Source organism: Nocardiopsis sp. NPDC007018 (assembly GCF_040635075.1).
Taxonomy (GTDB): Bacteria; Actinomycetota; Actinomycetes; order Streptosporangiales; family Streptosporangiaceae; genus Nocardiopsis.
Window position 1 is genome coordinate 1 of the sequence record NZ_JBEYHA010000027.1, and the last position, 13999, is coordinate 13999.

A 13999-nucleotide genomic window follows, 5' to 3' on the forward strand; every position below is an offset into this window, starting at 1 on the left:
GACCGCCGTGGTCTGGCACAACGACCGCACCGGCCAGCCGGTCCTACGCTCATTGACCGCTTACGATCACTGACCCCTTGGAATCACTCATCTAGAGGACCGGGGGCGCGGACGGCATCCCGATTCTCGGAGTCCGATCCCGGGAACGGCGCGTTCGGAACCGGCCTTCTCGTCACGCGGATGGCATCATGAATCACCCTGGAGGGCACCGTCAGTTGTCTCTGGAAGGTGACAGTGTGGTGCTGTTCACGTGTCCGCGAACGTGGTTTACTTCCCAGTAACTTCGTTGCCGTCACCGGGCGCCGGGCGAACCGGGTGCCTGCCCAACTGGCGAGGTGAAGTGTGCACTACCGCGAGATGTGGGGCGTGCCGTGTCGACCGGGAGGCGTCTCTTGGCAAGACTGTTCACACCTCACCGGAGCGTCCACGGGGTGAGAACACGCCGACGGGAAAGCGGGGAGCGGATGCACAGGCTCACCAACAGGGTACGTCCGTACGCCTGGGGAGCGCGCGCCGCCATCCCCCGCCTGCTGGGCACCGAACCCGACGGCACCCCCCAGGCCGAACTGTGGCTGGGCGCCCACCACGGCGCCCCCAGCACCGCGCACTGCGACGACGGCGACAGACCCCTGCCCGAGCTCATCTGCGAGGACCCGCACCGCGTCCTGGGCAGCGGTACCGCCGAACGCTTCGGCGGCCGCCTGCCCTACCTCCTGAAGTACCTCGCCGCCGAGGCGCCGCTCTCCCTCCAGGTCCACCCCGACGCCGCCCGGGCCCGCTCCGGCTTCGAGGCCGAGGAGCGCGCGGGCATCCCGTTGGACGCCCCCCACCGCAACTACCGCGACCCGCACCACAAGCCCGAGCTCCTCCTCGCCCTGGAGCCGTTCGAGGCCCTGTGCGGATTCCGCGAACCGGCCGCCACCGCCGCCGACCTCTCCGGGCTGGACAACGACCTGGCCGACGTGCTCCGCGAGGACCTGTCCCACGCCGACACCCGGACGGCTCTGCGCGCGGCGCTCACCCGCCTGCTGACACTGCCGCTCGCCGACCGCCACCGGATGATCGGCGACTTCGTCCGGGAGTGGTCGGGCAGCGGCGGGCGCGGAGCCCACGCGCAGACCGTCACCGACCTGGCCGAACGCTACCCGGGAGACCCGGGGGCCGTGGCGTCGCTGCTGCTCAACAAGGTCACGCTCTGGCCTGGGCAGGCGCTCTTCCTGCCCGCGGGCAACCTGCACGCCTACCTCCAGGGCACCGCCGTGGAGGTGATGGCCAGCTCCGACAACGTTCTGCGTGCGGGCCTGACCGCCAAACACGTCGACGCCCCCGAACTCCTGGACGTGGTGGACTTCTCGGTCCTGCCCATCCCGTACGCCCAACCCGGGTTCCTCGACGGCCGACGGGAGTTCCGCCCGGCGGCGCCGGAGTTCGCGCTCCACGAGATCGGCCCGGGCCGGATCGCCGCCCACCTGCCGGGCGACGGGCCCACCGTGGTCCTGGCGCTGCGCGGGACGGTGGACCTGGTCGCGGAGGTCGGCGAGGGCGTCACCCTGGGGCGGGGGGAGTCGGTGTTCGTCCAGGCCGACAGCGGCCCGATCAAACTGGAGGGCCACGGACACGTCGTCGCCGCCACCGTGGGCGACCACGAGCCCGCCAGGGTGTGAGGCCCGGGTCCGCCCGGGGCCGATAACCCCTGGCGCGCGGGAGACGGGGCCGCCCATACTGGCGGCCATGACTTCCACGGTGCTCAACATCGCGATCGACTGCACGGACGCCTACGCCCTGGCCCGGTTCTGGAGCGAGGTGACCGGGCGCCCGGGCCACCCGGAGTCCGAGCCCGGAGACCCCGAGACCCAGGTCCTGTCGGCGCAGGGCCCGGTGCTGCACTTCAACCAGGTACCCGAGGTCAAGCAGGACAAGAACCGGTTGCACCTGTGCCTGCGCCCCGAGACCTCGCGGGAACGGGAGGTGGAGCGGCTGCTGGGGGTGGGCGCCACGTTCGTCGGCGACCACCGCAGGCCGGACGGCTCCGGTTGGGTGGTCCTCGCCGACCCCGAGGGCAACGAGTTCTGCGTCCTGCGCGGCGATTCCGACCGGGCGGCCTCGGGCGCCTGACCGCCGTGTGCCGCCCCTGGCGCTCCGTCCAGCCCCCTCGGTCACCACCGATAGCCTGGGTCCCTCTGTTCACGTCTTCAACCGAGGAGATCCACCATGGCGCTTGAGCGTCCCGAGATCGACTTCATCGAGGGCCCGCCGCCCGCGGACCTCCAGATCACCGACCTCACCGTCGGTGAGGGCGCCCAGGCCGGGCACGGCAGCACCGTCAGCGTCCAGTACGTCGGTGTCTCGCACTCCACCGGCGAGGAGTTCGACGCCAGCTGGAACCGCGGCGAGCCGCTGCGCTTCAAGCTCGGCGCCCGTCAGGTCATCTCCGGCTGGGACCAGGGCGTCCTGGGCATGCGCGTCGGCGGCCGCCGTCAGCTGGTCATCCCGCCGAACCTGGCCTACGGCGACCGTGGCGCCGGTGCCCTCATCAAGCCGGGGGAGACCCTGGTGTTCGTCGTCGACCTGGTCGACGTCGCCTAGGTCGGCGCGCCCGACCCCTCCCGCCGCCCGGTCCGGGACCGCCCGCACCGGGCGGCGGGAGCGCGGACGGCTACACGAGGGTGGCGCCGACCTTCACGTGCCCCCTGATCAGGTCGCGGGCGATGGTGCGGCGCTGGATCTCGTCGGTGCCCTCGAAGATGCGCAGCAGCCGGAGGTCGCGGTAGAACCGCTCCACGGGCAGCTCCCGCGTGTACCCCATGCCGCCGTGAATCTGCATGACGCGGTCGACGATCTCGTTGGCCTTCACCCCGCCGAACAGCTTGGCGATCGCCTGGGCGTGCCGTGAGTCCCGCCCGCTCGCGACCCGCCACGCCGCGTGGAGCACCAGGAGCCGCAGCGCCTCGATCTCGGTCTGGGAGTCGGCGATCATCCACTGGATGGCCTGCCGGTCCGCGAGCGGGGCGCCGAAGGTCTCACGGGTCCTCGCGTGCTCGAGACCCATGTCGAGCAGCCGCTCGCACCCTCCCAGCGCCCGTGCCGGCAGCAGGTAGCGGCCCCGGCCGATCCACTGCATGGCGAGCTCGAAGCCCCTCCCCTCCTCGCCGAGGACGTTCTCGTGCGGGACGCGCACGTCCTGGAAGACCAGGGACGCCGGGCGGCGCTCGCCCATGGTGTCGATGGGCTCGGAGGTCCACCCCATGTCGCGGTCGACGAGGAAGCAGGTCACGCCCCCGTCGGCCCCCCTCTCGGGATCGGTGACCGCGAAGACCAGCGCGAAGTCGGCCTCCATGCCGCCGGTGATGAAGGTCTTCTCGCCGTTGAGTACCCAGGTGTCGCCGTCGCGCACGGCCCGGGTGCGGATGGCCTTGGCGTCCGAACCAGCGCCGGGCTCGGTGATGGCGAAGCACGACGAGCGCTCGCCCTCGATGGTGGGGACCAGGTAGGAGCGCCGCTGCCACTCGTTGGCGTGGTAGAGGATGTTGTCCGCCTCGCCGCCGAACTTGAAGGTGAGGAAGGTGCGCCCGAGTTCGGTCTCGATGAGGGCTTCGGTGACGGCGTCCAGGCCCATGCCGCCGAACTCCTCCGGAGTGGCCACGCCCCAGAAGCCGGACTCGCGGGCGAGCGCGCGCAGCCGGTTCCTCTCCTCGTGCGTCAGGCCGGGAGGGTGGCCCTCGCGCTCGCGGCGCAGCACGTCGTTCTCCAGCGGCATCAGTTCCCGCTGGACGAAGGTCCGTACCCAGCTCCTAATGGCCTTTTGCTCTTCGCTCAGTGAGAAATCGATCACGGCTAACCCCACTAACCTAACGCTGTTCGGTTAGTTGAGAGTACGTGCCCTCGCGCGGCCCGCGCAAGGGGGAGGAACCCGCGCTCGGGACACGGCCCGGCCCGCGTGCGGCGGCGAGACCGCGCGCCCTCGTGCGATGATCAGCGCTGACGCCGGACGGTCCGGCACGTGACGAACAGCGCGGAAGGGGAGCCCCGCCGTGGCCCGACCCAAGACACCGCTCCTGAGCAGACCGGCCATCCGCGAGGCCGCGCTCGCGCTCATCGACCGGGACGGGCTGGAGAAGCTGTCCATGCGCAGGCTCGCCCAGGAGCTCGACGTGCGGGCCGCCTCGCTGTACAGCCACTACCGCACCAAGGAGGAGCTGCTCAGCGAGGTCGCGGAGGAGGCCACCACGCACATCGACGTCTCCGCCTTCGGTGGCGGAGACTGGCGGGAGGGCCTGGCCGTGTGGGCCCGCTCCTACCGTGCCGCCCTCGCCCGGCACCCCAACCTGCTGCCCGTGATCGCCGCCGGGCCGGGCCGCCGCGAGGAGGCCCTGCGCCGCGCCGACGCCGTGCACGGCGGGCTCGTGGGCGCGGGCTGGCCGCCCCGGTACGCCACGATGATCGGTGCCTCCACCAAGTACCTGGTCGTGGGGGCGGCCACCCACTCCTTCGCGGGCGGCTTCGACGACGACGTGTGGGTGTACCAGGACCGGTATCCGAACCTGTCACAGGCCCACCGGCTGGCCGAGGTCGCCGCCGAGATCGACGAGGACAGCTTCGAGCTGGCGCTCCTGGCCTTCCTCGACGGCCTGACCCCGGTCTACGAGCGGGTGCGGGTGCGGACCGAGGGCTGAGCTCCGGCGCGTGCGTCAGCCGGCCCGGAGGCCGGCGAAACCGTCCGGCCACGGGAGGCGAACACGGGGGCAGCCGGGAGGGATCGTCGGTCGGGGGCGCGGGGGTCAGCCGGTCGGCGCCGCCGTGTCGATCCACGCGCACAGCAGGTCCAGCCCCGCCTCGGCGCGCCCGAGGTCACCGGTCGACAGGTAGTCGGACTCCAGCCCGGCGAAGCCCGCGTTGAGCAGGGTGGCCAGACTCAGCGCGCGGTCGGCGGGGGCGCCGCGCAGCACCAGGCAGGAGGCGACGAACTCCGCGCGCCCGCGCAGGAACCCCGCGCTGGAGGCGGGCAGGCGTCCCGCCGAGGCCAGCCCCTCGATCTCCCGGACGAGCCGTGTCATGGGCAGTTCCGGCCCGAGGTTGCGCTCCCAGGAGTCGCGGACGATGTCGCCGACCGGGACCGACGGGTCCGCCCAGCCCTTCGTGGCCACCAGTGCCGCGTGCTGTCGTTCGTCGAGCCGCGACAGTACCGCCGAGAGCAGGTCCTCGCGGTCGGCGAAGTGGTGGGTGAGCACGCGGGTGCTCTGCCCCAGCCCCTGGGCGAGGCCGCGCAGCGTGAACCCGCTGATCCCGGTCTCCGCGAGTTGTTCGATCACGGCGTCCAGGACCTCGCGTCGCCTCGCGGGGTCGGCCTTCCGAGCCATCTGCAACCTCCTGCTGGTCCACCCGGGCCCCACTCTGGCACAGGAGCCGGGGTGACCGTCCCGGCCGTAAGACCTCAACAACGGGGGAGGGCATCGGCGGGACGGGCGTTGTCCACAGGCCGGACGCGTGGGCTTGTGGGGGCTCGCGCGCTCCCGCAGTATCGAAGGAGAACGGTCGTGCGGAGGGTGGTGGGTCCAGGTGACGCGATGGGCGTGGGAACGGCTCTGGCAGTGGGTCCGGGGAAGGCGTCCCCGGCCGGGCTGGGCACGGGTTCCGGATCGCGAGTCGGCGCGTGCGGGAAGTACGCCGGTGGTGGCCCGGGGCCACCACCGGCGCCGCTCTTCCATGAGTGGTCTGATCGGTTCACACGGTGCCCGTCAGGGGCACACCGCGCGACTCCGGAGACGGCCGAACCGCCGGGCCGGTCCGGGGGCGGGCGTCGCACGGGGAGTGTGACCCCCGTGACGCGGCGCGAGCCGGTGGCGTGGCCCCGGGGTCACGAACCCGTGGGCCGGGTGTCCGCGTTGGTCGTCAGAGCGCCCCGCTCCAACCGGTCCAGCGGTCCTCCGCCGTCACGGGGCAGTCCCCGGGCCGCGATCTCCCTGCCGTAACGGATACGGGTGAAGGTCTCCGGCAGACGTCCCTCCAGGCGTCGGTGGGCGGCTCCGCCCAGCAGCCAGGCGGCCAGCGCCCCGTTGGCGAGCGCCACGGGCACGGCCAGCCAGGGGACTCCCACGAGACCCGCCCACACCAGGACGCCGAACGTGGGGGCCGACAGCAACGGAAGGGCCGCCAGGGTGACCCACACCTGGAGCTGGTTGTCACCGGCGTCGTTGGCGTCCACCCGCAGATGCGGATCGACCCCCGGGGTCACGGCCACCACCGACAACAGGATCGACAGTCCGGTGCTCACCCCCAGGAAGACCACCAGGCTCGACACCACGTACGGCGTCGCCCAGTACGCGCCGGAGACCACCACGGCGACCACGCTCAGCAGGGCCGACGCCGGGCCGATGAGCAGGGCCAGCGCGATCTGTCTGCCCCGCACCTCGGCGCGGACCGTGTCCGCGCCCTGCCCCACCACGGTCAGCCACAGCGCGGTGCCGTCGTGCCCGTACATGTTGGAACCGCCCATCCCCATCACCAACAGGGCGATCACACCCGCGAAGGGCGGGATCTGTGGTAGCTGGGCGACCAGCCCGAACACCGCCATGATGAGACCCGTCCACAGTGCCGCGCGCAGTTCCAGCCCACGCCACGGGTCACGCCACCACTGGCGCAGCTCCTTGCCGACCACCGCGCCCAGCGGGGTGTCCGGCAGGAGGGAGCGCCCACCGTCCAGCACCCGCGAACCCAGGGGGCGCGCCCGTCTGCGCACACCACGGGCGGCCACGCTCGGCGCCAGCAGCCGGACGGTGACCAGCACCGTCGCCAGCGTGAGCAGGCCGAGTGCGCCGAGCCAACCGAAGGCGGTCCCCCAGGCGCCTGTGGCCGCCGCGTCCACCGCCAGCACCGGCCAGGAGGTCGGCAGCACCGACAGCACGCCCAGGGCCGTCCCCTGGAGTCCCTCCCGCGTCAGCGCCGACATCGCCGACAGCGCGGGCTGGATCGCCAGCCACCCGAAGAAGAGACCGGCCACGATCAGCCCCCACTGGAGGGAGGCGATCTCCATCCCGATCCGGCTGTGCATGGCCACACCGAGGGCCCGGAACACCAGACGTGACAGGGAGACCATGAACACCAACAGCGCCAGCATGCCCAGGAGGCCCAGGAACAGCGTGGCCGGGTCGGAGAGCCACGCGTGCCAGGCCACCGCGGCCGTGGCCACCAGGGTGAGCAGCGGGCCGGCGCCGACGAACGCTGACACCAGCAGTCCGGCGCCCACGCGGCCGCGGTCCAGCGGAAGCAGGCTGAAGTACTGGGAGCGCAGTACCCCCACGCCGTTGGTGATGGTCGGGCCGAGCACCCAGCCCCCGCACCAGACCGCCAGCGCCAGCATCAGCAGGCCCGACCTCACCTGGTCGCTCGTGGCCACCACCGCCCAGTACCAGGTGAGTCCGGTCCCCAGGACGATCGCCAGCAGGGAGACGATCCGCAGGCCGCTGTGGCGCCCCAGGGTGAACTTGAGCCGGATCAGGAGTTCAACCACGCCAGATCCCCCTCCCCGACCTCACGGGCTCCGACCAGCCGGACGAAGGTGTCCTCCAGCGTGGCGTCCGCCCCCCGAACCTGCCCGAGCGTGCCGTCCGCCAGCACCCGACCGCGCGCGATGATCGCGACCCGGTCGGTGAGCTGCTCCACCAGGGCCATGACGTGACTGGAGATCACCACGGTGCCGCCGCCGTCCGTGAACCGGCGCAGGATCGCGGTGAGCACCCGCGCCGACACCGGGTCCACCGCCTCGTACGGCTCGTCCAGGACCAGCACCTCGGGAGCGTGCAGCAGGGCCGTGGCCAGACCGATCTTCTTGCGCATACCGGTGGAGTACTCCGCCACCAGCACTCCGTCGCGCTCGGCGCCGTCCAGTTCGAGGACCTGGAGCAGCTCCCGGGCCCGGGTCAGGGTGACGTCGCGGCCCAGGCCGCGCAGCCGCCCCCAGTAGTCGAGCAGCTCGCCCCCGGTGAGGCGCTCGGGCAGCGACAGGCCGTCCGGAAGCACCCCCAGCCGACGCTTGGCCTCGACCGGCTCCCGCCACACGTCCACGCCCAGGACCCGGGCGGTTCCCGCGTCCGGGCGCAGTAGGCCCACCGCCATCGACAACGAGGTGGTCTTGCCCGCGCCGTTGGGGCCGACCAGGCCCATCGTGGCACCACGGGGCACGGCCAGGCTCACGCCGTCGGCGGCGCGCGTCTCGTTGAAGGTCTTGGTGAGTCCGTCCAGCTCCAGAGCCGGAACGTCGGCGCTTGTCATGCCATCCATCTTCCGGGATCACGGCCCCGCCCGCATCGGCCGACCGGACAGAGGCCCTGGCCGGGTGGCCAGGGCGGGACGCCCTCCGCTGGCCTGGTGGCCGAGGCGCCGGGCGGCCGCGCCGTTCTAGGCTGGAACCCGGGCACGAGCACGACGGAGTGGAGGGGCGTATGGAGCCGAGGGGCCGCAGCCGACGCGACCTCGTGGTGGACGTCCTCCTCCTGGTCTTCGTGGTCGCCCTCGGCCTGTTGTCCTTCGTCGGGTACGCGGCGGACCTGCATCCCACCGACCGGGTCCCGCTCTGGCTCCTGTGGTTGGACCTCGCCTGCCTCCCGCCGGCCTGCCTGGCCCTGTGGTGGCGCCGCGACAGCCCGCTGGTGGTCGCCCTGGTCATCGTCCTGATGTCGTCGCTCTCCACGGCGGTGTTCGGCGCGCTCACGGTGGCCCTGGTCGGGCTGGCCGTCTACCGCCCCCTGACCCAGGCGGTCCTCACCGCCGCGCTGACGGTGGTCCTCGGGCTGCCCTGGGTGGCGCTCGTGCCCGACTCCACCAGCGACTCGATCGTGACCGGTCTGGTCATCGTCATCCTCATCAGCGCCTACGTGGCCTGGGGCGCGGCGGTCCGCTCCCGCCGGAGCCTGGTCGAGCGGCTGAGGGAGGACGTACGGCGCGAGCGCGAACTACGCGAGGAGCGCCTGACCGCGGCGCGGGTAGACGAACGCCGCAGGATCGCCCGCGAGATGCACGACGTGGTCGCCCACCGCATGTCCCTGCTCTCCGTGCACGCCGGGGCGCTGGCCTACCGGACCGACCGGGCCGAGTCGGGGGAGGCCGCCCCGCTGAAGGCCACCGAGGTGGGTGCCGCGGTCCGGGTGATCCGGGACAACGCGCACCGCGTGCTGGACGAACTGAGCGCCATCCTCACCGTTCTGCGCTCGGGCGACCTGACCGGGGACGACGAGGACACCCGGCCGCCCCGGCTCGCCGAGGTCGCCCGTCTGGTGGCCGAGGCCGCGGAGGCGGGGGAGAAGGTCTCGTACACCGCCGACCTGCCCGAGGGGGCCGAGCCCGGTGACCAGGTGCGCCACACCGCCTACCGGGTGGTGCAGGAGGGCCTGACCAACTCCCGCAAACACGCGCCCGGAGCGAAGGTCACGGTCACACTCACCGGCGCCCCCGGCCGCGACCTGGTGGTCGTGGTCAGCAACGTACTGCCGATCGGCAGGGCCGACAGCGAGATCCCCGGAGCGGGTGCCGGGCTGGCGGGCCTGGCCGAACGGGTACGGCTCGACGGGGGCCGGTTGAGGCACGGCCCCTCCCAGGGCCGGTTCAGCCTGACCGCCGTACTGCCCTGGCGGGCGCGGCCGTACGCGGAGCCCCACGGGGCCGACAGAGGAAGGGTTCCGTAGTGGAGACCGTGAAGGCCCCGGTCCGGGTCCTGCTCGTGGACGACGACGCCCTGGTACGCGCGGGTCTGCGGCTGATGCTCTCCGGCGGCGGGGACATCGAGGTGGTGGGTGAGGCCGACGACGGCCACCAGGTGGCCGCCGCCGTGGCCGAACACCGCCCGGACGTGGTGCTCATGGACGTACGCATGCCGGGCGTCGACGGCATCACCGCGACCGCCCGGCTGAGGTCGGGGCCGGAGGCCGGGGCGGGCCGAGCGCCGGGACCGCAGGTGCTGGTCCTCACCACCTTCGACGCCGATGCCACCGTGGTGGAGGCCCTGCGGGCCGGTGCCGCCGGATACCTGCTCAAGCACACCGACCCGGCGCGGATCGCCGAGGCGGTGCGCCGTGCCGCCCTGGGCGAACCGGTGCTGTCGCCGAGCGTGGCCCGTGCGCTGATGGACCGGGTGGCCGGGACCGACCCGGCCGAGCGCTCCGCGGCGCCCACCCGCCGCGATCGCGCCCGCGCGCGCATGGCGCTGCTCACCGACCGGGAGCGGGACGTGGCCGAGGCGGTGACCGAGGGCCTGTCCAACGCGGAGATCGGGGAGCGGCTGCACATGTCGATGGGCACCGTGAAGGCGCACGTGTCGAGTGCCCTGACCAAGCTGGACCTGTCGGGTCGCATCCAACTGGCACTGCTCACGCACGACGCCCGCGACCCGCAGGGCTGAACCCGCCGTCCCGTCACCCACCCCCGCTCGACCCCGGGGCCGTGGGACCCGGGGCCGTACGACGGAGCCGACGGCGAGGAGGCGACCCGGGGGGACATATCGGGGTCTGGTGGTGGCGCGGGGGCTCGGGGCCGTAGCATCTGGCGCGACAGCTGTTCGATGACGAGGGGACGGTCCTCATGGCCGAAAAGCGCGTGGTGTGGGCGAAGAAGCTTCCGGAGGTCTACAAGAAGCTCGACGAGATCGACCAGGTCGTCGCCGGCCACCTGGACGTCGGACTGCTCGAACTGATCAAGCTCCGGGCCTCGGTGCTCAACGGCTGCGCCTTCTGCGTGGACCTGCACACCCACAAGGCACTCGAGGAGGGTGAGTCCCAGCAGCGGCTCTTCCTGGTCTCGACCTGGTACGAAGCCGGGGAGCGCTTCACCGAGCGCGAGCGGGCCGCCCTGGCACTCACCGACGAGATGACCGAGCTCGGTGGCACCGGGGTGTCGGACGAGGCCTACGAGTCGGCCGCCGAGCACTTCGACGAGACCGAGCTCGCGGCCCTGATGTCCGCCATCGCCATGATCAACCTCTACAACCGGCTCGCGGTGACGAGCCAGCTGCACCCCAGGAAGCGTTAGGCCTCCCGGCCGTTCCCCGCCGGAGCGGGTTCCCGGCGGGGAACGGCGCCGGTGGCGCGGGCCCGTGCGCCGACGGCGAAGGCGGCCAGTACCAGCGCGGACAGGTCCGCCAGGGCGACCTCGTCGTCGAGCACCTGGGGCACCACCGTGCGCAGGCCCCCGGGCGCCAGGGTGGCCAGCGCACGTCGCGCCACCGCGCCCGGGGCGGCGAGGTCCCGCGCGGGCAGCGGTGCCCACGCGGCCACGGCGGTGGCCGCCAGCCACAACTCGTGCGGCAGACCGAATCCGAGCATGCCCTCCAGTCGCCGTCCCGGCTCCGTGGCCAGCCAGGTGTCCAGCTCCCGTACCAGTTCGGCGTGGGGGAGCCCGTCCTCGGCCAGGGCCGCGCGCAGGTGTGCGCGGTGCCCGGCGTGGCGGCCCGGGCCGGTGGTGTCCCACAGGGCGGCGGCCGCCCGGGCGCGGCGCCAGCTCACGAAGGGCACCATCGAGGGGGCACGCAGCACGCGGGGGTCGGGCGCGGGGTCCCCGGCCTCCCGGAGCAGGACCGACCGGCGCACGCCCATCCGGTGGCCGTTGCCGACCAGGCTCAGGTCGCCGTCATGCTCGACCAGGTTGGGCACGGTGACCAGGGCCGTTCGGCCGGTGCGCTCCAGGAACCGGGCCAGGGCCTCGTCGTCGGGTTCCTCCTCGCGCCCCTGAGGTGCGACGGTCGCCACCAGTTCCCGGGCCACGGGGGCGGGTAGCAGGAGACCGACCGTGGGCACGTACTGGTCGACGCACTCGGCCAGACCGTGGCCGCCCAGGGCCGCCCAGCGGGCGGTGGTCGCGGTCGCCGACCCCCACTCGCAGAACAGGCTCAGCGGTTCCCGCGGGTGGGCGGTGACTAGGGCGGTCAGCGCCCCGATCATCCCGGGCCGGGGTTCGGCGTCGTCCTGGAGGACCAGGTGGTGGGTGGCCCGGTCCGGTACGGCCGCCCACGCCGCGAGGGAGGTCCGCAGGGTGGAGGGCGCCCCCTCGGGGGCGGGGTCCGTGACGACGGTCGGTGAGAGTTCCGGCAGGGACGCGGCCAGCGCGCGGGCGGCTCCGGCCCGGCGCGGGTGGGTCATCACGGCGCAGGAGATCCGTACGGCGGTGGTCACAGGGCCTCCTTCGGGGCGGGGCAGTGTTCGGCTCCGAACTCCAGGGCGTCCAGGGTCAGCCGGACCACCTCCGACCGGTGCTCCTCCAGCGCGCAGACGTCGACCAGGGCGCGCAGCGCACCCGGCACCAGGGTGGCGAGCGCGCGCTCCACGGGGGCCTCGTCCAGCCTGCGCCGGAGCCCGCCGACCACTCCGGGCCAGCGGCCCTCCAGCACCGCGCCGTTGGCCGCCGCGGTCCGCCAGACGGCGTCCAGGCGCGGTCGCGGCACGAGCCGGGCCAGCGCGCTGCCGGCACTGGCCGACAGCGCGTGCGCCGTCCGATCGGCGTCGGCGCCCCAGCGCGCCAGGGCCTGTTCCAGGGGGACGTGGGCCTCGGGAACGTCGTGTTCCAGGTCGATGAGGCCGGTCTCGCCGGTGGTCCAGTTCAGGTGGGGGAGCGCGCGCGGCGGCTCCAGGAGGGACGTCGCGGGAGACGGCGCCGCCGTGTCGGAGAAGCACACGGAGCGGCGGGCACCGTGACCGGCGTTTCCGACCAGGCTGGGCAGCTCGTCGTGTTCCACGGGGTTGGGTACCGCCACCAGGGCGCGGGTGCCGGTGCGGTGGACGTGGCGCAGTACCTCGCGGTCGTCGGGCTGGTCCGGTCGGCCCTCCTCCGCCAGGAACCGGGCGAGCCCGGCGGACACGGTTCGGGGAAGCGCCAGGGCGACCGTGGGTACGTAGGGGTTGACCACCGGAACCGCTCCGGCCCCGGTGAACACCGCCCACCGTGCCAGGGTGGCCGTGCGCGACCCCCACTCGACGAAGAACGACACGGCGGCGTCCGGGTGCGCGTCCAGGTAGTGCCGCACGGTAGCTGCGAAGTCCCCGGCCAGACGGACGTCGTCCTGGAGGACCAGGTGGTGGGTGGTGTCGTGGCGCTCGGCCGCCGCGAAGGCGACCCGGGCGGCGCGCAGCGCGGTGGGCGGACCGTCGGGCTCGGGGTCGGGCGCCAGTTCGGTGGGGGACAGGCCGGTGTGCGAGGCCACTCTCTCGGCGTCGCGGGATCGGCGGGGGTGGGTCATCACGGCGGCGGACACACGGACCGGCGACGTGTTCGGGTGGGGGGTGCGCATACCTCTCATCGTAGGTTTGCCGTGGGCCGGGTGGCTGGCGGGGAACCGCCCCCGACCCGGCAGCGCGGATCGGGGGCGGCGACGGCGCTCAGCTGTTGGAGCGCTGTTGGCCCTGTTCCGGAGACGAGGTCGGCCGAGGCGCCGCGTGCGGGCGTTCGTGGGCGGCCCGGTACCCGGCGCGGTAGCCGGCGTCCTCGGATCGTTCGTTCGTGTCGTCTCCGACCGCGACGGGCCAGCCCGCGGTGAGACCGTAGATCACCAGGATGTCGATGGCGATGACCACCACCGACCACAGGGGCATCGCGATCAGGAAGGCCAGCTGGGCGATGGCGTTCAGGGCGGCCAGGACGATGGAGAAGGCCCGGGCCCAGGTGCTGCCGGACAGGACCGCCAGACCGGCGACGACCAGCACCACGCCCCAGAGGCCGAGGAGGACGCCCCACGCCCCGTACTCCAGGAGGAGCATCTGGGTCTCGGTGGCGACGAAGAATCCCGGGGTGAACATCGCCGCGAGCCCCTGGATGACGTTGATGGCTCCGGTGACGATGAGCAGTGTGGCGACGAAGTACTGCCAACCGTTGGCCTGCGTCCGCATGGGTGCTCCTCTCCCGGTCGCCCAGGAGACTGACGGGGGCGACCTGTCGGGTACTACGAGCAGGGCGGATACCGTCTCCGCCCCCTCATCATCGGGTACGGGGCGTCAGCGGGACGGCACCTCCTCCTTCGGATCAG

General features: G+C 73.1%; 14 protein-coding genes. 7 read left to right on the forward strand and 7 right to left on the reverse strand.

Translation table 11 applies throughout. The features are described 5' to 3' along the window. The first annotated feature begins 464 nt into the window (after window positions 1-464). From manA to ABZ635_RS16350, 3 genes are all read left to right on the forward strand, one after another. Window positions 465-1664, forward strand: coding sequence for a mannose-6-phosphate isomerase, class I (gene manA / locus ABZ635_RS16340; protein ID WP_357765267.1), 1200 nt, complete (start codon window positions 465-467; stop codon window positions 1662-1664). 67 nt (window positions 1665-1731) lie between these two features. Next, on the forward strand, window positions 1732-2115 hold the full coding sequence (locus tag ABZ635_RS16345) for a VOC family protein (protein ID WP_357765270.1): 384 nt from the start codon (window positions 1732-1734) through the stop codon (window positions 2113-2115). 96 nt (window positions 2116-2211) lie between these two features. Then, window positions 2212-2586, forward strand: a complete 375-nt coding sequence (locus ABZ635_RS16350; protein ID WP_357765273.1) for an FKBP-type peptidyl-prolyl cis-trans isomerase — start codon at window positions 2212-2214, stop codon at window positions 2584-2586. 70 nt (window positions 2587-2656) lie between these two features. Here the strand turns inward: ABZ635_RS16350 and ABZ635_RS16355 are convergent, their stop codons facing one another. Continuing rightward, a complete protein-coding gene (locus ABZ635_RS16355) occupies window positions 2657-3832 on the reverse strand; it encodes an acyl-CoA dehydrogenase family protein (protein ID WP_357765276.1) in 1176 nt (391 codons plus the stop codon). 199 nt (window positions 3833-4031) lie between these two features. Here ABZ635_RS16355 and ABZ635_RS16360 point away from each other — a divergent pair, with 199 nt between their 5' ends. Next, window positions 4032-4673: a TetR/AcrR family transcriptional regulator C-terminal domain-containing protein gene (locus ABZ635_RS16360; RefSeq protein WP_357765279.1), complete on the forward strand. Its 642-nt coding sequence runs from the start codon at window positions 4032-4034 to the stop codon at window positions 4671-4673. A 105-nt stretch (window positions 4674-4778) separates the two neighbouring features. On the opposite strand, the gene ABZ635_RS16365 is transcribed toward ABZ635_RS16360, so the two are convergent. The 3 genes from ABZ635_RS16365 to ABZ635_RS16375 all read right to left on the reverse strand — a co-directional run bounded on the left by ABZ635_RS16365 (window position 4779) and on the right by ABZ635_RS16375 (window position 8268). Then, complete coding sequence (locus ABZ635_RS16365; protein WP_357765282.1) at window positions 4779-5357, reverse strand: TetR/AcrR family transcriptional regulator; 579 nt, start codon at window positions 5355-5357, stop codon at window positions 4779-4781. 497 nt (window positions 5358-5854) lie between these two features. After that, window positions 5855-7507 carry a hypothetical protein gene (locus tag ABZ635_RS16370; protein WP_357765285.1) on the reverse strand — a complete coding sequence of 551 codons (1653 nt, stop codon included), beginning with the start codon at window positions 7505-7507 and terminating at the stop codon, window positions 5855-5857. Beyond that, window positions 7492-8268: an ABC transporter ATP-binding protein gene (locus tag ABZ635_RS16375; protein WP_357765288.1), complete on the reverse strand. Its 777-nt coding sequence runs from the start codon at window positions 8266-8268 to the stop codon at window positions 7492-7494. Before ABZ635_RS16375 ends, ABZ635_RS16370 begins: the two co-directional genes overlap by 16 nt. Window positions 8269-8438: 170 nt before the next feature. Between ABZ635_RS16375 and ABZ635_RS16380 the strand changes: the two genes are divergently transcribed. The 3 genes from ABZ635_RS16380 (at window position 8439) to ABZ635_RS16390 (ending at window position 11016) form a co-directional block, all read left to right on the forward strand. Then, complete coding sequence (locus ABZ635_RS16380) at window positions 8439-9677, forward strand: histidine kinase (RefSeq protein ID WP_357765291.1); 1239 nt, start codon at window positions 8439-8441, stop codon at window positions 9675-9677. Beyond that, window positions 9677-10390 (forward strand): response regulator transcription factor, encoded by a 714-nt coding sequence (locus ABZ635_RS16385; RefSeq protein ID WP_357765294.1) that lies wholly within the window; start codon window positions 9677-9679, stop codon window positions 10388-10390. Before ABZ635_RS16380 ends, ABZ635_RS16385 begins: the two co-directional genes overlap by 1 nt. A gap of 179 nt (window positions 10391-10569) precedes the next feature. After that, a complete protein-coding gene (locus ABZ635_RS16390) occupies window positions 10570-11016 on the forward strand; it encodes a carboxymuconolactone decarboxylase family protein (protein ID WP_357765297.1) in 447 nt (148 codons plus the stop codon). Here the strand turns inward: ABZ635_RS16390 and ABZ635_RS16395 are convergent. The 3 genes from ABZ635_RS16395 to ABZ635_RS16405 form a co-directional block, all read right to left on the reverse strand. Next, a complete protein-coding gene (locus ABZ635_RS16395) occupies window positions 11013-12155 on the reverse strand; it encodes a hypothetical protein (RefSeq protein ID WP_357765300.1) in 1143 nt (380 codons plus the stop codon). The two genes, ABZ635_RS16390 and ABZ635_RS16395, sit on opposite strands and share 4 nt — an antisense overlap. After that, window positions 12152-13267 (reverse strand): hypothetical protein, encoded by a 1116-nt coding sequence (locus tag ABZ635_RS16400; RefSeq protein WP_357765303.1) that lies wholly within the window; start codon window positions 13265-13267, stop codon window positions 12152-12154. Before ABZ635_RS16400 ends, ABZ635_RS16395 begins: the two co-directional genes overlap by 4 nt. Window positions 13268-13355: 88 nt before the next feature. Then, window positions 13356-13862, reverse strand: coding sequence for a hypothetical protein (locus ABZ635_RS16405; protein WP_357765306.1), 507 nt, complete (start codon window positions 13860-13862; stop codon window positions 13356-13358). Window positions 13863-13999: the final 137 nt, after the last annotated feature.